This is a genomic window from Acinetobacter sp. LMB-5, from assembly GCF_001541635.1.
GTDB lineage: Bacteria > Pseudomonadota > Gammaproteobacteria > Pseudomonadales > Moraxellaceae > Acinetobacter > Acinetobacter pittii.
The window spans coordinates 132,433-149,504 of record NZ_LRDR01000003.1; the positions used below are offsets into that span (position 1 = coordinate 132,433).

General features: G+C 39.0%; 22 protein-coding genes and 1 tRNA gene. 10 read left to right on the plus strand and 13 right to left on the minus strand.

Annotated elements, in window-relative coordinates; translation table 11 throughout:
- The 3 genes from AW165_RS04030 to AW165_RS04040 are packed head-to-tail and all read right to left on the minus strand — an operon-like array spanning position 1 to position 2,021.
- Positions 1 to 393 (minus strand): DUF4870 family protein, encoded by a 393-nt coding sequence (locus AW165_RS04030; RefSeq protein WP_005078529.1) that lies wholly within the window; start codon positions 391 to 393, stop codon positions 1 to 3.
- 36 nt (positions 394 to 429) lie between these two features.
- On the minus strand, positions 430 to 1,059 hold the full coding sequence (locus tag AW165_RS04035; protein ID WP_014207865.1) for a DUF1294 domain-containing protein: 630 nt from the start codon (positions 1,057 to 1,059) through the stop codon (positions 430 to 432).
- A gap of 11 nt (positions 1,060 to 1,070) precedes the next feature.
- On the minus strand, positions 1,071 to 2,021 hold the full coding sequence (locus AW165_RS04040; RefSeq protein ID WP_060465021.1) for a homoserine kinase: 951 nt from the start codon (positions 2,019 to 2,021) through the stop codon (positions 1,071 to 1,073).
- Positions 2,022 to 2,133: 112 nt separating this feature from the next.
- On the opposite strand from AW165_RS04040, the gene hisF reads away from it, so the two are divergent.
- Positions 2,134 to 2,892, plus strand: a complete 759-nt coding sequence (hisF, locus tag AW165_RS04045) for an imidazole glycerol phosphate synthase subunit HisF (protein ID WP_017386435.1) — start codon at positions 2,134 to 2,136, stop codon at positions 2,890 to 2,892.
- A gap of 40 nt (positions 2,893 to 2,932) precedes the next feature.
- Here hisF and AW165_RS04050 read toward each other — a convergent pair whose 3' ends face one another.
- Complete coding sequence (locus tag AW165_RS04050; RefSeq protein WP_060465022.1) at positions 2,933 to 3,571, minus strand: hypothetical protein; 639 nt, start codon at positions 3,569 to 3,571, stop codon at positions 2,933 to 2,935.
- A gap of 109 nt (positions 3,572 to 3,680) precedes the next feature.
- On the opposite strand from AW165_RS04050, the gene AW165_RS04055 reads away from it, so the two are divergent.
- The 3 genes from AW165_RS04055 to AW165_RS19025 all read left to right on the plus strand — a co-directional run bounded on the left by AW165_RS04055 (position 3,681) and on the right by AW165_RS19025 (position 5,713).
- Positions 3,681 to 4,685 carry an AraC family transcriptional regulator gene (locus AW165_RS04055; RefSeq protein ID WP_032038683.1) on the plus strand — a complete coding sequence of 335 codons (1,005 nt, stop codon included), beginning with the start codon at positions 3,681 to 3,683 and terminating at the stop codon, positions 4,683 to 4,685.
- A 132-nt stretch (positions 4,686 to 4,817) separates the two neighbouring features.
- The gene (gene aqpZ, locus AW165_RS04060; RefSeq protein ID WP_016803075.1) at positions 4,818 to 5,507 is read left to right on the plus strand and encodes an aquaporin Z; all 690 of its coding nucleotides are present in this window, start codon (positions 4,818 to 4,820) and stop codon (positions 5,505 to 5,507) included.
- Between the two features lie 41 nt (positions 5,508 to 5,548).
- On the plus strand, positions 5,549 to 5,713 hold the full coding sequence (locus tag AW165_RS19025) for a hypothetical protein (protein WP_005804496.1): 165 nt from the start codon (positions 5,549 to 5,551) through the stop codon (positions 5,711 to 5,713).
- Positions 5,714 to 5,723: 10 nt separating this feature from the next.
- Here AW165_RS19025 and AW165_RS04065 read toward each other — a convergent pair whose 3' ends face one another.
- From AW165_RS04065 to AW165_RS04075, 3 genes are all read right to left on the minus strand, one after another.
- The gene (locus tag AW165_RS04065) at positions 5,724 to 5,966 is read right to left on the minus strand and encodes a hypothetical protein (protein WP_060465023.1); all 243 of its coding nucleotides are present in this window, start codon (positions 5,964 to 5,966) and stop codon (positions 5,724 to 5,726) included.
- A gap of 45 nt (positions 5,967 to 6,011) precedes the next feature.
- Entirely contained in the window at positions 6,012 to 6,611 is a 600-nt protein-coding gene (locus tag AW165_RS04070) for a LysE family translocator (RefSeq protein WP_005804494.1), read from the minus strand.
- 98 nt (positions 6,612 to 6,709) lie between these two features.
- On the minus strand, positions 6,710 to 7,789 hold the full coding sequence (locus AW165_RS04075) for a DNA/RNA non-specific endonuclease (protein ID WP_060465024.1): 1,080 nt from the start codon (positions 7,787 to 7,789) through the stop codon (positions 6,710 to 6,712).
- 255 nt (positions 7,790 to 8,044) lie between these two features.
- Between AW165_RS04075 and AW165_RS04080 the strand changes: the two genes are divergently transcribed.
- A complete protein-coding gene (locus tag AW165_RS04080) occupies positions 8,045 to 8,488 on the plus strand; it encodes a hypothetical protein (RefSeq protein ID WP_060465025.1) in 444 nt (147 codons plus the stop codon).
- A 57-nt stretch (positions 8,489 to 8,545) separates the two neighbouring features.
- Here the strand turns inward: AW165_RS04080 and AW165_RS04085 are convergent, their stop codons facing one another.
- Positions 8,546 to 10,423: a potassium transporter Kup gene (locus tag AW165_RS04085; protein ID WP_044099756.1), complete on the minus strand. Its 1,878-nt coding sequence runs from the start codon at positions 10,421 to 10,423 to the stop codon at positions 8,546 to 8,548.
- A gap of 118 nt (positions 10,424 to 10,541) precedes the next feature.
- Here AW165_RS04085 and AW165_RS04090 point away from each other — a divergent pair.
- From AW165_RS04090 to elbB, 3 genes are all read left to right on the plus strand, one after another.
- A tRNA-Ser gene (locus AW165_RS04090) sits at positions 10,542 to 10,631 on the plus strand.
- 134 nt (positions 10,632 to 10,765) lie between these two features.
- On the plus strand, positions 10,766 to 11,578 hold the full coding sequence (locus AW165_RS04095) for a helix-turn-helix transcriptional regulator (protein ID WP_060465026.1): 813 nt from the start codon (positions 10,766 to 10,768) through the stop codon (positions 11,576 to 11,578).
- 89 nt (positions 11,579 to 11,667) lie between these two features.
- On the plus strand, positions 11,668 to 12,330 hold the full coding sequence (gene elbB / locus AW165_RS04100) for an isoprenoid biosynthesis glyoxalase ElbB (RefSeq protein ID WP_044099760.1): 663 nt from the start codon (positions 11,668 to 11,670) through the stop codon (positions 12,328 to 12,330).
- A gap of 60 nt (positions 12,331 to 12,390) precedes the next feature.
- Here the strand turns inward: elbB and AW165_RS04105 are convergent, their stop codons facing one another.
- The 3 genes from AW165_RS04105 to AW165_RS04115 form a co-directional block, all read right to left on the minus strand.
- Positions 12,391 to 12,732, minus strand: coding sequence for a DHCW motif cupin fold protein (locus AW165_RS04105; RefSeq protein WP_060465027.1), 342 nt, complete (start codon positions 12,730 to 12,732; stop codon positions 12,391 to 12,393).
- A 133-nt stretch (positions 12,733 to 12,865) separates the two neighbouring features.
- Positions 12,866 to 13,645, minus strand: coding sequence for a hypothetical protein (locus AW165_RS04110; RefSeq protein WP_060465028.1), 780 nt, complete (start codon positions 13,643 to 13,645; stop codon positions 12,866 to 12,868).
- Between the two features lie 143 nt (positions 13,646 to 13,788).
- On the minus strand, positions 13,789 to 14,346 hold the full coding sequence (locus AW165_RS04115; RefSeq protein ID WP_060465029.1) for an NAD(P)H-dependent oxidoreductase: 558 nt from the start codon (positions 14,344 to 14,346) through the stop codon (positions 13,789 to 13,791).
- A gap of 116 nt (positions 14,347 to 14,462) precedes the next feature.
- Between AW165_RS04115 and AW165_RS04120 the strand changes: the two genes are divergently transcribed.
- Entirely contained in the window at positions 14,463 to 14,798 is a 336-nt protein-coding gene (locus tag AW165_RS04120; RefSeq protein ID WP_060465030.1) for a winged helix-turn-helix transcriptional regulator, read from the plus strand.
- 27 nt (positions 14,799 to 14,825) lie between these two features.
- Complete coding sequence (locus tag AW165_RS04125) at positions 14,826 to 15,044, plus strand: DUF6500 family protein (RefSeq protein ID WP_060465031.1); 219 nt, start codon at positions 14,826 to 14,828, stop codon at positions 15,042 to 15,044.
- 128 nt (positions 15,045 to 15,172) lie between these two features.
- Here AW165_RS04125 and AW165_RS04130 read toward each other — a convergent pair whose 3' ends face one another.
- Together AW165_RS04130 and AW165_RS04135 are read right to left on the minus strand one after the other, a co-directional pair.
- A complete protein-coding gene (locus AW165_RS04130; RefSeq protein WP_060465164.1) occupies positions 15,173 to 15,802 on the minus strand; it encodes a tetratricopeptide repeat protein in 630 nt (209 codons plus the stop codon).
- Between the two features lie 214 nt (positions 15,803 to 16,016).
- Positions 16,017 to 16,571 carry a TetR/AcrR family transcriptional regulator gene (locus AW165_RS04135; protein WP_060465032.1) on the minus strand — a complete coding sequence of 185 codons (555 nt, stop codon included), beginning with the start codon at positions 16,569 to 16,571 and terminating at the stop codon, positions 16,017 to 16,019.
- Between the last annotated feature and the right edge of the window lie 501 nt (positions 16,572 to 17,072).

Here is a 17,072-nt window from a genome sequence, read left to right on the forward strand (position 1 = left end):
TTATTGATACATCGGGCGGTTATCATTTAACGCAATCAATCCACGAATTGCACGATATACAATCCAGATCCACGCAGCACCAATTACGCCCACACAGAATACGGTCGATGAAACGGCAACGCCTGCAAATAGATTAGTGTTTTCGCCTGTAAAGAACAGGAAAATAAACGGCAGAAAGGCAATAATATTCCAAGCCAGATACCACCAGAATGTTCTGATTTGCCATGTAAAGTGGCTCGCAAAAATCGAGCCTTGTACATCAGAACGTTTTACGTAGTTAATAATTAAAGCAATAACCGCAAGTAAGCCGCCTGTAAAAATGGCGACAATATAAAGTACATATAAAATAAGTGTTAAAGTACGATTTGGATCTTGGTCGATAGAACTATTCATTTTTATACCTCTCAAGTTTATTAAAACGATTTACTTTTATGAGCCCCGCAATACGTTTAAGGGAGAAATTAGCCACAAAATCAAAAGTAAATGAAAGAATATGGTACAAAAATAAATCTTACGAAAGGGTTGTTTTTGTGTTTTATGTCTCAGTTTTTGTTGTGCCCACCATGCAGCTGGCCAACCTCCTAAAAAGCTAACAATGTGCAATGTTTGTTCAGGTACACGGCGATTACCCAATTGTGCGGCTTCTTTATCTTGAGAATAAAGCCAATAACTTAAGGCATTCATCATTAAAACAAATAACAACGTATAAGCTGGCAAAATATGAATAAAGCTCATAATTCCCATTAAAACGAAATAAAATACGATCCCCATTTGCATTGCAGACCATGGACTGGCTTGAAAAGAAGATTCTGCTTTTACGGGCTTTGACGCTTTTCGGGTTTGAGATGCTTTTAAATAGGTGACCTGCTGAGCACGAAAACGGCCTCGTTCATCGAGAATCACCCGATATTCCAGTGCACATCCAATAATTGGCCGAGGTCCGGGGCGTGCAAAATCTTTGATATGCAAAAAGACTCGCTCTTTTTCAGCATCGTCCGGCTGAATAAAGCCATAACCTTTTTCGTCGAACCATTCGACTAAACGCCCCTGATCTCGCATCTCTATTCCTTTTATGCTTTTACATGGCTTAAACGGTCTTGCATCATTGCTCGCATTTCTTGCGGGTCTTTTTGCAAAATGTCATCGCCGGTACGTCCTTCTTCTTTATTTTTTTGAGCAACTTGCAGACGCATTGACCAAAAACGGCATGCTGCCATTGCCAAGAATACATCTAAACATGCAAGCTCATCTGAAGTCAGCGTACGAACTTTTTGGTATGCCGCTAAGTAAGCTGCGACTTTGTCTGAGTTTAAATGCGCTGCTGGATATTCGGTACAAAAATCATTAATGGTAATCGCAATATCAAATAGCAATTCATCTTGATTTAACTCATAAAAATCTAGAATACCTTGTAATTGCTCACCTTCAAACAAAGTATTGTCACGGAACAAATCAGAGTGAATAAAACCTGTTGGTCGATTTGAATACTTCGCTGTTTTCGCATTAAAAGCTTGATAGACCTGCTCAAGTAAAGTTTGATCATCTTGAGTCATGCTTGGTTTCAGCTGTTCTGCAACACCTGTCCAATATTGATGATCACGTCGATATTCACGTTCAAGTGGAAAATCTTGTAAAGCCACATGCAGTTTCGCCTGTGCATCTGCAATCGCTGCAACTTGCGCTACTGTGGTTTGCATGGGATGGCGACCCATTAAACGTGGTGCAATTTGTGCAGGCTTGTCTGCAATCACATGAACCGCTTGGCCGCTGTGTTTTAACGGCACGGCAACGGGTACATCATGAGTGCCTAATTGTTCAAGAACAGGAATGAGTTCGCCCGCCCCTTGCGCATCTAACTCTTCAAACACGGTGAGTACATATTGTTTGCGGTTTACATCAACCAGAAAATAATTGGTGTTTTGAATACCTCCCTGAATTGGGTTCAGCTCCAACACCTCTAATCCATAAGGTGCTGCAAAGGTGCGAACTTCATCTAAACTCAACGGGGTATAAACCGACATGGAAAACCTGCAAAAAACATCTGTGAAGTTTGATAGAATACCTCTTCCCTCCATGAAGGTGTAGCGCCTGTGTAGGAACTTTCACCAACGGCGATTATTTTTGGAAAAAGCTATGCTTGCTAAACGTATTATTCCTTGCCTAGACGTTGATAACGGACGCGTAGTTAAAGGCGTTCAATTCCTCGATATTCGTGATGCTGGCGACCCTGTTGAAGTGGCACGTCGCTATAACGAACAAGGTGCAGACGAAATTACTTTCTTAGACATTACCGCTACACATCATGGACGCGATACCACTTACCGTACTGTTGAACGTATGGCCGAGACTGTATTTGTGCCATTAACTGTCGGTGGTGGTGTACGTAAGGTTGAAGATATTCGTGCGTTATTAAATGCAGGTGCAGATAAAGTGAGTATTAACTCAGCTGCTGTATTTAACCCTGAATTTGTTCAAGAAGCTTCTCAGCACTTTGGCGCGCAATGTATTGTGGTTGCGATTGATGCCAAAAAAACTGGCGATAACAAATGGGAAATCTTTACTCACGGTGGCCGTAAACCAACGGGTATTGATGCCATTGAATGGGCTGTAAAAATGGCTGACTACGGTGCAGGTGAATTGCTGATTACCAGTATGGACGCTGACGGTACTAAAGCGGGTTATGACATTGCGTTAATGCGTGCCATTAATGATCGCGTTACCATTCCAACGATTGCCTCAGGCGGTGTCGGCAACTTACAACATCTTGCAGACGGTATTCTACAAGGTGGTGCCGATGCAGTATTGGCAGCAAGTATTTTCCACTTTGGCCAATATACAATTCCAGAAGCTAAACAATATTTGGCTGATCAAGGCATCGAAATGCGCTTGTAAGCTAATTTATATTTAAAGGGGCAATATGCCCCTTTATTTTTTATGCCGCACCATCTACCGCATTTACGTCGCTAACGAGTTGAGGCTTTTCTTTTTTCTCGACCCATTTTGCTGGAAAGATTTTTTCTACAACTTGAGACAGTGGTTTAGCAAGCACTGTAGGTAACCGAATACCCAAAGGGTTTTGTTCTTTTAAATCTGCCGAAGACACCACACGTGTTCCCATTACATAGTCAAACCAAGGCTTCGTGACACACCAATTGGCGTCTTGATTAGAGTTCATGTGGTGGTCGTAATGCCATGGAATTTTACGCTTTGCCCAGTCAGGCTCTAAATGTGCACGGCGATGAATATAATAATAATTTCCAGCACTGTACCAAGCTGCGAGTGCCATGCCTTTTGAAAAAGGGTAAAAAATTGCACTTGAAACGGTTGCCACTACAGCAAGCGAAATTAACTCATTTTTAGTTCGCCAGTTTCCCACGCCCTCAACATAACAATCATCATGAAATTGCTGTTTACGGACTTCACGATGGTGTGCCCAATGAGATTCCATACTTTTCGGCACTGGGCTATAGCGCGGTTGTCCCGCACGGTGTACGCCATGCAAAATATATTTGTGCGCCACCCATTCAAATGCATTTGCAACTGCAATTCCGGCAATAAACCCTTTTAACATCACCTAACTCCTTTTTCTTTTTATTCAGAATATAAAATTCGTTATGCTAGGTATTGACCAGAATTTATGGTTTCATTGACAAATCACGACAAGAAAGAGGTGGTTAGGGATGCCACAACTAAAGAATTATACAGGCTCAGTGTATGGAGGGCTGGGACATCTATTAAAAGCTTATTGCGAAGCCAATCAATTAGCTATTCCTGAACAATTAGAACAAATTCAAAATCTGGAACGCTTTGACTACGTCGTTTGGCGTGATCTATTAGAAGTGATTTATAAACTAGACCCGAAGCCAGGTTTAGGGCTAGAAATTGCCAAATATGTGCAACCCAAACACTTAGGGATTATTGCTTACCTCGCGCTCTCTTGCGACAACTTAGGTGAAGCCTTAATTCGCTATCATGATTTTCACCGTCTGATTTATGATGGGAGCCCATTAGTGGTTGAGCTACAAGGGAGATATGGTTCTATTCGCTGGGAAGCGACTGAGCTACACCCTACCCAGCTTACCGATGAAATCGCGATTGCGTTGGTGATTCAGTTCTTACGTCTTTTTATGTCTCATGAAGACGTGCATTTACATGAAGTACGTTTCTTAAATGCTGCTCCTAAAAATATCAGAGTCTATGAACAATACTTTCAATGTCCCGTTCGTTTTAGCCAACCACGTACAGAGTTACTCATTCCAATTACAGAAATTAATAAGCCACTGAGCAGCGCTGACCACACGTTACAGCAACTATTGGTTCAGCAAGCACAAGCGCTGTTAGAGCAATTACCAAATTCAACCCAACTTGATCAGCGTTTACAGCATTCAATTTTGACTGGGCTGCAAAAGAATCAATATCAAATTGAACATATTGCTGCTCAATTAGGCCTATCAGTTCGACAACTCCAACGACACTTACAACAACAAAACACCACCTTTCAGGAACGTGTTCAGCAAGTACGATTTATGCTCGCAACCGAGTATCTAAAAGACCCGCATTTAAGCTTACAAGAGATCGCACTTTTACTTTGTTATTCAGAACAAAGTGCCTTTCAAAGAGCATTTAAACATTGGACCAATCAAACACCCCAGCAATGGAGGGATCAATTTTTAGACAAAGAATAACCAACCAAAACTTACAAATCTTTTCTTGATTAAAACAACACTGAAAACAAAAATTTCATATAGTCACATGCTTAATTTTTTGTGACATATTTCACACTAATTAAAAAATACATCAATAGATGAGTAATCACAATGAATAAATATTTTGCTGAATTTCTAGGTACGTTTTGGCTAGTCTTTGGTGGTTGTGGTAGCGCAGTATTAGCCGCAGCTTTCCCTGAACTTGGTATTGGCTTTGCAGGTGTAGCCCTTGCCTTTGGTTTAACCGTACTGACAGGCGCCTATGCTCTAGGGCATATCTCAGGTGGACATTTTAATCCCGCGGTAAGTGTTGGCCTTTGGGTCGGCGGCCGCTTCGATGTTAAAGATTTAATTCCCTATATTGTTGCTCAAGTGGTCGGTGCGACTGCTGCTGCATTTGTTCTCTATATTATTGCTCAAGGCCAAGCGGGCTTTAGCGGTGTTGGTGGTTTTGCTTCAAATGGTTTTGGTGATTTATCACCAAACAAGTTTGGCTTAGGTTCTGCTTTTATTATTGAAGTGGTTCTTACTGCTTTCTTCTTAATCATTATTTTAGGCGCAACTGATCGCCGTGCGCCTGCTGGCTTCGCTCCTATTGCAATTGGTTTGGGTTTAACACTCATTCACTTAATCAGTATTCCAGTAACAAACACTTCGGTGAACCCTGCACGTAGTACAGGTGTTGCGTTCTTTGCTGAAACGGCTGCGTTAAGTCAGTTGTGGTTGTTCTGGGTGGCACCGATTTTAGGGGCTGTGATTGGGGCGATTATTTATAAGGTAGTTGCTGGCGATAAAGACTAACTTTACCTAGATGTAATCTACTATCGCGGAAGGTGACATGGATGTCACCTGTTGAGCAGGGGTACATGGATGTACCCTCTGATCAACAAAGCCTTTTGTTTACTTTTGGGCTTTCAAAAGTAAAAAATGTCTATACACATTTAATAAAGTTTAACGTGGTATTAAAGACTGTATGGCAGCATGACCATACTAAATATCACGCATAGCATGCATAAATTACAAAAACGGATTATTAATTTCTTGTTCAGCTGGACGTTCAATTTTCTCAGGCAATTCTTCTTTTTCCAAAGCCGCAACAACATCATTTAAAAAGCTCTGCAATACCTTTGCCTGTTCTAACCCAACTTTGTCTTTGGTAATTTGCAAGTTGCCGTAAATGCTGACGCAATCGACATCATTTTCTAATGTTAAATCTTCAATTGCTGAAGACTCTGTACCCTTTTCAAATGGTTTAAACATAGGTCTTATCTCGTTGTTATATCTTCACAGTGTAATACGATCAATTTAAAAAAAATCGATCAAAATTAAAAGAGCCGATAAAATTAAAAAAGCGCCCATCAAGATATTAAAATATTTCAAACGGTTGCCCTGATTGAGCACCACTGAAAATTTATCACCACAGAACCCCCAAAAGAACAAACACGCGTAGCAAGTGAAAAAATAAATAACGATAAAGATCGGCAACGATTGCGGGTTTTCAATGCTAGTAAACATGGTAATGCCTGACACACAAGCCAACCACGCTTTGGGATTCAGCCATTGTAATAAGAACCCATCTTTAAAATTAGGAATAATCATTTGTTCTACAGGAGCACTGGAAATAGAAATATTTGCAGCAGAAAGAATAATTTTAATCCCGATATAACAAACAAATAGCGTTCCACAAACTGCAAGAATCTTTAATACAACAGGAAACTGAGTTAATAAACTCTGAAGACCAAATGCCATAAAAATTAAAAGCAGGGTAAAACCAATTGTGGCGCCTGAAATATAGGGAAGCGATCTTTTTAAACCGTGATTTAAACTGGTCGATAAAATGACAGTATTTACTGGCCCTGGGGTTATAGACATTGCAAATGAAAAAAGAAACATCGAGGCAAACATTGTTATTGTCCTTATTAAAATAGAATCCATAGACAGATCTGTCTATGGATTCTATTTTAATCAATTACGGTGTTGCAATAACAATCAAAAAAAGCTGCTTATTTCATTATTTGCAAGAAATAGTTCACCAAGGCTTCTACCAGTTGTTTCACAATCGCCTTTCTCGTTTCTTCATCAATTGTTGGAACTTTTGCTTCCATTGGCTCCGAAGAACCAGTTTTTTGCTTTTTAAATTGGTCTTGTAGCGCTTGAATCTGGTCAGCGTTTAGGTCTTGCTCACACTGACTTTCGCCATCCCAGTGTAAATAGTCTAGCTTTTGATTTGGCTTAACTTGGCTCGCTGTTAAAGGTAGACGATAAACATTACGCTTTTGTTGCTCGGTTAACTGCGGGAACAGATTAACGCCTAAGCGCTCCTCGAGGTAGCAAACACTCACAACCTTCACTTGTAGAGAGTTATTGTTAGGTGCGTAGTAAGCCCCAATAGCGCCAGTTTTTGGCATATACACCGCTTTATAAACTGCGGTAGGAACAATGACACCCTGCCCAATCGTCTTAAGACGCTTGCCTTCAAAAACAGGACCGGTCACCACATAAACATCTTGTTTTTGTTTAGTGGCAATAGCACGGGTCGCTTCTTCGAGCTTACGCCAGACTTCTTGGTTATTTTTAGGCGCTTGCGGCACCATGTTACTGAGCGAGAAACTATCAGATTGGGATTCTTTATTTGGCATATCACCATTTGGCGCCATATGCCCACGGTCATAGCCTGAACCGCGATAGTCACTTAACAGTGCCCGATGTCTTTGAGCAACACGGGTTTCTTCATGAAAATTATCTTCACGCTTAATTTTGACACTTAAACGTTCTGCATTTAAATGCTCTGCCGACCACAACGGCGTTTTAGAAATGCCTGAATACAAAACGTTAAAGCCATTAAAACACAGCGGATAACTGTCTTTTTTTAGGCTGTCTTTATTTAAAGCAGGTGGAACTTCACGATAGAACTGATTAAGACAAGTCGAGTTAGTCGTTAAAGGTGAAAACCACTGCGAAATCTTTTCACTACCAAAAGCAATCGCAAAACTTCCCGCAGCAATACAAGCAAGAATAATCTTGCCAAAATGCTGACTTATAGAGAATGAGTTTGTACCTTTACTACGTTTTTTACTTGCCATGTTTCTATCAATACCACTGTCCACACGCAGCTTAACAATCCTGCTTTTTTAAGTATATCTCTTATCTTTCAAATGGTTAAAACATGGTCATCTTTTTTGTAACTCCATTACCCATTACGTAACAATCTGTTGGAATTATGAGAGCCTTTGGCTATTGAATTGCGCCAATTGCGTATCTTTCGTTGAAAAACACTGATTGCTTATGACATGGTTAGCTCCACAAATTTGGATAAAAATATAATCGGAGTCCACTTAATGATCCATTCAAAGATTATTGGTATTGGCGTAATCACGGGATTATGTAGTATGGCCGCTTTGGCTGAGCCAGCAGTCCAGCCAGGAGATACTTTAGAAAGTTTGTCTAAAGTAAAAGTAACCACAACCGTAAATGGCCAACCAGGCTCTATTAGCGATTTAGTCAATAGCGGACAAGTACAGCAAGTTTCTGCTGCACCAACAAATGCAGCGCCTACAGGTGCTCCTATTCCTGCGGACGTTCCACCAGCGCCTCCAGCAGGCGGTGAAATTGCGCCACCAGCAGCACCAACTGATGCAGTACCACCTGCACCGAACCAAGCGCCTCCAGCGCCACAAGATCCGAACACTCCACCGCCTCCGGCAGATCCGAGTCAGTCGGCAGACCCGATGGCAAAAGACGGTGCTTTACCAGCAGATGCACCTATGCAACAAGCTCAATAATCAGAGCCATAAAAAAAACCAAGACTTATGTCTTGGTTTTTTTTATTACATCAATTTTTATATTTCGATTTGACTACCTAACTCAACCACACGGTTGGTTGGAATCTGGTAGAAGTCACTCACCGGACTGGTATTACGCTGCATAGAGATAAACAGTTTTTCTCTCCATGGAGACATACCATCGCCCACCGAATGAACAATACGATCACGGGAAATGAAGAAGCTGATGTGCATCAAGTCATATTCAAGACCGAGCTGTTCATAGGCTTGCATCAATGCTTTTGGTACATTCATTTCATCTTTAAAACCGTAGAAGATTTTAATACGGAAGAAATGTTCAGCTAAAGTTTCTGTCGTAATACGCTCTTCTGGCGCAACGAACGGTACATCTTCAATCACTACCGTCACCAAGATATTACGCTGATGCAGCACTTTGTTGTGCTTAATGTTATGCAGCATGGCATGTGGAACAACGTTCGGTGTACCTGTCATAAAGACTGCATCACCCGGCACCCAGTGCACGCTATTACCAATACTTTTCACAAACAGATCTAGAGCCAAAGTGTCATGTTCAAGCTTAGCAAAAGTAAGCTCACGACCACGTTTCCATGTCATTAAGATGGTAACTGCAATCGCACCAATGAGTAATGGCACCCAACCACCTGACAAGATTTTAAGTGAAGTGGCACCGACTAATACCGACTCTAAAACAAAGAATGGAATAATCAGAAGAAGCACTTTTGGCAAGCTCCACTTCCAAGCCGAGTAAATAAATACCGCAACCAAAATCGTGTCACAGAGCATGGTCAAGGTCACAGCTAAGCCATACGCACTTGCCAAGTTTGAACTGCTTTTGAAGATCAAGATTAGGATAATAATTGCGATTAAAAGTAACCAGTTTAAGAAAGGAATATAAATCTGGCCTTCTTCAGACTCAGAAGTATGTTTAATACTTAAACGTGGTAAATAACCCAATTGAATCGCTTGGCGTGCAAGAGAAAACACCCCAGAAATTACAGCTTGAGAGGCAATTACCGTTGCCATGGTCGCCATAATAATCATTGGGTAAAGTGCCCATTGCGGAACTAATAAATAGAACGGGTTTTCAATTGCCGCTGGATCTCTGAGTAATAATGCGCCCTGTCCTGCGTAGTTTAAAACCAAACACGGCAACACCACAAAGAACCAAGCTAAACGAATCGGCACTGGTCCGAAATGTCCCATATCGGCATAAAGTGCTTCACCACCTGTTACTGTTAACACTACAGCACCCATCACAAAGAATGTCATGATTGGATGGTGATAGATAAACTGAATGGCCCAATGTGGACTGAACATGCCTAACACAACAGGAGTCTGAATGACGCTGTGAAGGCCTAATAATCCTAAAGATAAGAACCATACCATCGTGATTGGGCCAAAAAACTTACCGACAAAGGCCGTGCCGTGTTTTTGTACTAAAAACAAAGAGATGATAATGGTAATCGCAATCGGCATGATGAATGGGTCAAACACATCGGTGGCAATAGACAAGCCTTCAACGGCTGACAATACCGAAATGGCTGGGGTAATAATACCGTCACCAAAAAACAGCGATGCACCAATGAAACCAATGGCAATCATGTAGATTTTTTTGTTGTCGGCAATTTTGGCTTTACGTAAGTTCAATGCGAGTAAGGCCATGATCCCGCCTTCGCCGTTGTTGTCTGCACGCATGACAATCGCGACATACTTGATGCTGATGATCAGCATTAAGCACCAAAAAATAATAGATAAAATTCCTAATACGTTTTCAGGCTGAATTCCCAACCCATGCGCTGCATGGAAGGATTCTTTCAAGGCATAGAGCGGACTTGTTCCGATGTCTCCAAAGACCACTCCAAGAGCTGCCAAAGCCGTGGCAGGCAAGGTCGCTTTTTTGGCCGTATTTTGCATTGTGTAATTAAACCAATATGATTTTTAGCGCAATCTTATCACCTCTATTATTTTTTTTCTGTAATGCTCGTCTTAAATCTTGGCAGGACTCGTTTTTTTAGTTACTATCGCACGCCTTGGTGAGGTGTCCGAGTGGCTGAAGGAGCACGCCTGGAAAGTGTGTATACGTTTGCGCGTATCGAGGGTTCGAATCCCTCTCTCACCGCCAGAATTCGAATTTAAAGAAGCTTAAACTTAATCGGTTTAAGCTTTTTTATTGGCTCAAACATTAGAAATAGCCAAAAAATATTGATAATTTTACATCCATCACAACATCTAAATTTTATTAAGCATTTAAATTCAATGCAGAATCTTATTTCTTTAGCTAAAAAAAGCCTGCTCGAGCATAGCAACTTAAACCTGCCTTTTGCGGTCTATTCAGCGTACCAAGAGCAAAAAATCACAAACGTTCCCATTTCTAAACCCTTACTGATTATTGTGTTAAGTGGTTACAAAGAACTTGGAAAAACTGAAAATATTAAGTGTGATGCTGGTTCTTTTATTTTTTTAGCCAACAGCTCCAGCATTGATATGCGTAATATTCCAGATCAAGAAGAATATTTCGCTCTTCTTATCGAGTTTGATTTTGAAGATTTTAATGACTTGCCTCAAAACGCGGGTACTTCTCAAAACTATGTTCAAGGCCAACTTAATTCTCTTTTAGAAAGTGCCCTGCATCAGTTTATAGACTTCTCTTTAGTTGCTCCTCCTTCTGCGTTTAAGTTTAGAAAAAGGGAGCTTTTAGAGCTTATTTATTATTCGGGCTATACCAACATTGCTAAACTCAACATGAATACAAGTTTGAGTGAAAAAGTTCAGGCCTTTATTTCTGATCATTTGTCTACAGAACTCACCGCTGAATTTATCGCGGCTCAACTTTTTATGAGTTCATCGACGCTACGAAGAAAACTTAAAAGTGAAGGAAACAGCATTCAGGGCATTCGTAATAGAGTAAGACTGGGACACGGATTACACTTACTTCAAACCACCAATGACAGCATTGGAAATATTGCTTTTGAATGTGGCTATCAATCTCAATCTCGATTTACTGAAAAGTTTAAAAATTTATTTGGTATTACTCCACGCGAGCTACGCAAAACTAGAATGCTTACTTAGGGCGAATTTATGGCAAATCTGCGTATAAAAAATTTTTATAAGAAAACTTAAGATCTTTTACACATTTAAAAAAGGTTTTAAGAAAGCAAATGAAAAAAGTAGCAGTCATTTTATCGGGTTGTGGTTATTTAGATGGTTCTGAAATTAGAGAGTCTGTTTTAACCCTACTAGCTTTAGATACAGTACATATTGAATATCAAATTTTTGCACCTGATGAACCTTTGTTTCATGTCATCGACCATGTGAGTGGCGAAATAAACATGACTGAGCGAAGAAATATTTTACAAGAAGCAGCAAGAATTGCCCGTGGTGAAATTTCACTACTGCATAAGCTGGATGCAAATGAATTTGATGGTCTTATTTTGCCAGGTGGTTTTGGTGTCGCAAAAAATTTATCAACGTTTGCCTTTAAAGGCGCAGAGGCACGAGTACATGGTACAGTGGTTTCAATTTTAAAAGCGTTTCATCAGAGCAAGAAACCTATTGGAGCCATCTGTATTTCGCCTGCTCTTTTAGCGCTTACGTTTGGAGAGTTACACCCAACTATTACGTTAGGGTCTGACGTTAACACTGCTAAGGAAATTGAAAAAACGGGTTCAATTCACCATGTTTGTCAAACCTCAAGCTGTGTGGTCGATAAACAAAACTTATTTGTTACTACGCCTGCCTATATGGATGATCAAGCTGGCTTAAAGGATGTCTTTCTAGGAATTACAAGTTTAGTTACTGCCATGACAATTTTGGCAAATTAAGATATGTGATTAGGGATAGAGATTGCTATCCCTTTATTTAATTACATTCTTTGTATAAATCTAATCAACGATAAGTAACTTCGCCCCATTAAGGCTAAAAGACTGATGTGGTTCTGAATTATCTCCGACTTGATAACTCATTCCCGAAGTTAAAGTAAATGTTCGGCCATCCTTCAATCTACTTTCTAACTCGCCTTCTAAGCAAAATAATATATGCCCTTTTTCGCACCAATGGTCAGCTAAATAGTTTGCTGAGTACTCGACAAGCCTTACTCTTATTTTGTTTCCTTCTTCACCAAAAAATTGGGTTTTCCAATACGCTTTTCCTGTTTCACCGTTATATTCAGTGACTTCTATTTCTTCCCAATTTGTAATTTGAAATAGAAAAGGTGCGATATTCATAATTTTTCCAAAGATGTATTATTGTATTTTCAACTTATAGATAAAATTAATTTTTGCAAACGATTTAAAGCATTTACTGTTAAGGTCCACTGCCTAAATCAAAAAGAAGTCCGTTAGATTTCCCTCATCAGCCTTAATCCAAATCGAACACTTCTAATGACTCTACATAAGGCAAAATAAGATATTCATGATTAGACAAATGTTGTTCTAGCTGGTTATGCGTTGTTTGGTTGAATTGATAAAAGTTGCTCAACTCATTAAGCAATTGAGGCGTTTTATTTGCATCAAATTTTGGTGTTTTCATAAAGAATAATAAGCTTGCACCTAAACCCACATACTCTAAGCCATAGTTTTGATCTAAATGCTCAATCAAGCTAAAAGACTCAAAAGGGTTCAAATCACAAGTAAAGTATCCATTGAGGCATGCTGCAAATTTTTGAGTTTCAGTTTCACTGTTTACTAGCTTTACTTGAATAACTTCATCTAAAATTTTTTCAGGTTCAGCATTGATCTGTAGCAGAGTTGCTTGATCTTCATCGCTATAGCTAAGTTTTTTAGGCAAGTTATTAAAGTTTATATAATTTTCTGGCTTTAATAATTGTTCAATATGATATTGAAGCTCTAAAGGTCGAGTATTTTCCCAACTTGCTTCACTGTCATCTTCAACAAGTTCTGTGGTAACAAAATAAAGCCCATCTCCCATTGAAGCATGCATAGACGTGTATTGGCACTGTCCTATATCTTCTAAAAGTAATAATACTTTTTTAGGTAAATGCTTCTGCTTAATTTCTGAATATAAGTTAGTAACATCCTTCCATGAGCTTATTTCACTGATTGTTGCGTAGCATATTAATTCATGAGCATCGTCAGTTATAAGGGAATTTTCTTTTTCTTTAATATCAAGAATAGTCATAAATTTTTAAATTTAATCTATATTTAGCGGACATTTATATCATAAATAAACTGTATATTTAACTTAAAACCTTAATGTAACTTTTTAAAAATCTTCTATATAAGAAGCCCAAACTCTCACATTTAGGCCTCCCTCTTAAAAATTTACTCAGACAACGCTAATAACTTCTGAACGTACTCAATCGCATTATTTGCTACGTCTTGATGAGTAGGAACATCGTCATCTTCTGAAGGGTTTGTGTCTAAACCATAAAATGCATGAAGTGGTTGATAGTCCGCCCCAACATATAAAGCAGTGAGCTGAAAAGAACTAAAAACTTGATCCAACGTAAGTTTATATTCCCCCTGCTCTGAATAAATATGTTCTTGGCCACCCGCAGACACAGCCAGCATAAATTTTTTATTTTTAACTTTGTCACCTGTTGAACCATAAGCCCATCCATATGTTAAAACTTCATCAAGCCATTGTTTCAAAAGTGGTGGACAGTTAAACCAATACACTGGAAATTGAAAAACTAAATTTTCGTGTTCTTCTACCAGTGCTTGTTCTTTGGCAACGTCAATTACGCCATCTGGGTAGGCTTGATAAATTTGGTGAACCGTAAATTGGTCTGGGTGTTTTTCTAATTCCTCTACCCATCTTTTATTTACGACAGACTGGTCTATGTGGGGATGAGTAACAATGACTAATGTCTTTTTCATTATGAAAACACTCTTATCGGAAAGTAGATAAATCGATTATAGGAGTGTGCTTTCCTAAATATAAGTACGGTAATTTATGTTATATACTATACTAAAAGATAGTGTAGATTTTAAAAATGACTGAGTGCATTCCTTCATATACACCATTAGAAGATACAGGTTTTGGATATACCCTTTCTTTGATTAATGGCAAATATAAAATGATTATTATGTATTGGCTGTATGAAAAAAATGTCATGCGTTTTAATGAGATGCAACGCTGTATTGGTAATATTTCGTTTAGAACACTCAGCAATACGCTTAAAGAATTGGAAAGAGATGGACTGATTACTCGCAAGGAATATCCTCAAATTCCTCCAAAAGTTGAGTATCGACTTTCAGAAAGAGGGCAATCTTTAATTCCTTTATTAGATATGATGTGCCAATGGGGCGAGCGCAATAAATCGTCTTAGTTTTATAGACTTGAAGTGATACTAAATATGAGAAATGAATTAAGAGAAATTTTTATCAAGGGATGCGACGATAAAATTGAAAAGAAGGGAGACAATGTCGGTCTGTCTTTTTATGCTTTTTTTAAAAATAAGAATGATAACCCTGAGTTACTGATGGAAGCAGCGCATTGGTGGATTATGGAGCATAAGCTTGATCACTTCGAGAAAGCTGTGAAGATTAAAAAGTTGGTTTTGAGTAAAAGTTAGAAATAGTGTCATTTAAAAAACTTAGATTTAATCTGACAGATACTCTGAAAAATGGGTAACTGTCAGATCTGGTTTAAGCTAGTACACTTAAGTCAAATGGTTTAAGTCTTCTATTTGGTTAAGAGTTATTAAGAAGCTAATTGGGCGATAATTATTTGAGCGTTCTCATGGCCCTGTTCCGCTGCTTTCTCAATCCATTGTTTAGCTATTTCATAATTCTTAGAAACACCTAAACCTTTAGCGTATAAAATACCTAGGTTAAACTGAGCATTCGCATTACCTTGGATTGCCGCTTTTTGATACCACTCTACTGCTAGCTTATAATCTTGAGCAGTACCATCTCCATACTCATACATAACACCCAAACTATATTCGCCATCGGCACTTCCCTGTTCAGCTGCCTTTTCAAACCATTGCTTTGCTATTTTATAATCTTGTGTAACGCCTACCCCATTTGCGTATAAATTACCTAAATTGTATTGAGCATTAGATCGTCCTTTTTCAGCTGCTTTTTGATACCACTCTGCTGCTAATTTATAATTCTGAGGTATACCATTCCCATTCTCATAGATGACCCCAAGATTATATTCAGCATCTCTATTGTTTTGGCTAGCTGCCTTCTCGAACCACTGTCTTGCTAAGATATAATCTTGTGGAACACCAAAACCCTGAATATACAAAAGGCCCAATTTTACTTGAGCATCTGCATTTCCTTGTAGTGCAATGCTTTTAATCTCTTCAATTAAATCATTATTCATATTAAGAATCTTAATTTCCTGTGCATAAATAGAATATGGAAGTAAATATATTAAAAATACTAAGAATAGTTGTTTTATCTTAATCATAAATTTAATAAAAATATGAAGCTCATGTTTAAATATAATATCCAATTTATTGTAATTATATAGAAAAAAATATTACTTATATTCCCAGGATTTAATAAAAAGCCCAACTTCTGTTGGGCCTTCCTACTCAAACCCGACTTAAAAAATAGTTGAGCAACGCATCCCTTTCATCAGTACTATTCGCTCCTAAAAGCTGAACCATCGCGCCATCAATCACAAATAAAAACATGTGTGCATCTTCAACTGTAGCAGTCGCTTTTACAGTTAAAAGGAATTTATGAATTTCTTTAATGAACCAGTTTCGATAGTCAATAACGAGTTTATAGGCCGCAGGATAAAGCTTTTCAATTTCAAAAATGGCTTTAAATGGCAACCGATAAAAGCCATCTAAGTTTGCATATAAGAGGTAAATTTTCTTGAGTTTATCGAATGCCATGAGTTCGCGATAGGAATGAATAATTGAAAATACCTCATGTTTTAATGCATCTATTTGAAAAGTTAAGCTCATCTGAATGAGCCTTTCTTTGGAGTGAAAGTAGTTATAAAAAGTAGCTTTGGGAATTTTGGCCTCGCTAACAATTCGATCGATCCCAATGTAAAACCCATGTTGAGTAAATAAATCTTTTGCCGCGTGGAGCACGCGTAATGCTCTAAATGATGCTTCTAAATTTGGCGTTTTTATACCGTTTAAAATAATTTTTTGTTGTATGTAAAAGAGATAGAAATGTCGTCGCTCTTAAATTGAGCGCTAAAAACAGGCATGCAAAAGCCGCACAAAAAGGTGTGCTCGCCTATCTCAGGTTTTATTGTTGCTATGATTTTTAGTCGTAATGACCTATGGCTTAAAACCTAGAGTCGGTTAAACCGTTTTAAAGACCAGTTGGGTATGGACGTAAAGACTTTGGCAAAGGTTGCCAATGAGAGAGATAAAATAGTACGCATATGACGGATTCCTGTACAAATAAGGATTCTGCCAATCTCTGCTAAAAGATGGTGGCAGAACGAAGGGGGGTTAGCAGACTGGGTACAGAACCAGCACACCCGAAGGTGTCCCCCCTCCGCCCTACCATAACGTAACGTCAGGGAGACGAGTGGAATACAAGCAGATTCCATCCTCAGAAGGATTAAATCTGATGCACTGTACCGCGGTCTGCTAAAACCGGCTGGCAATGTGGCCAGCAGC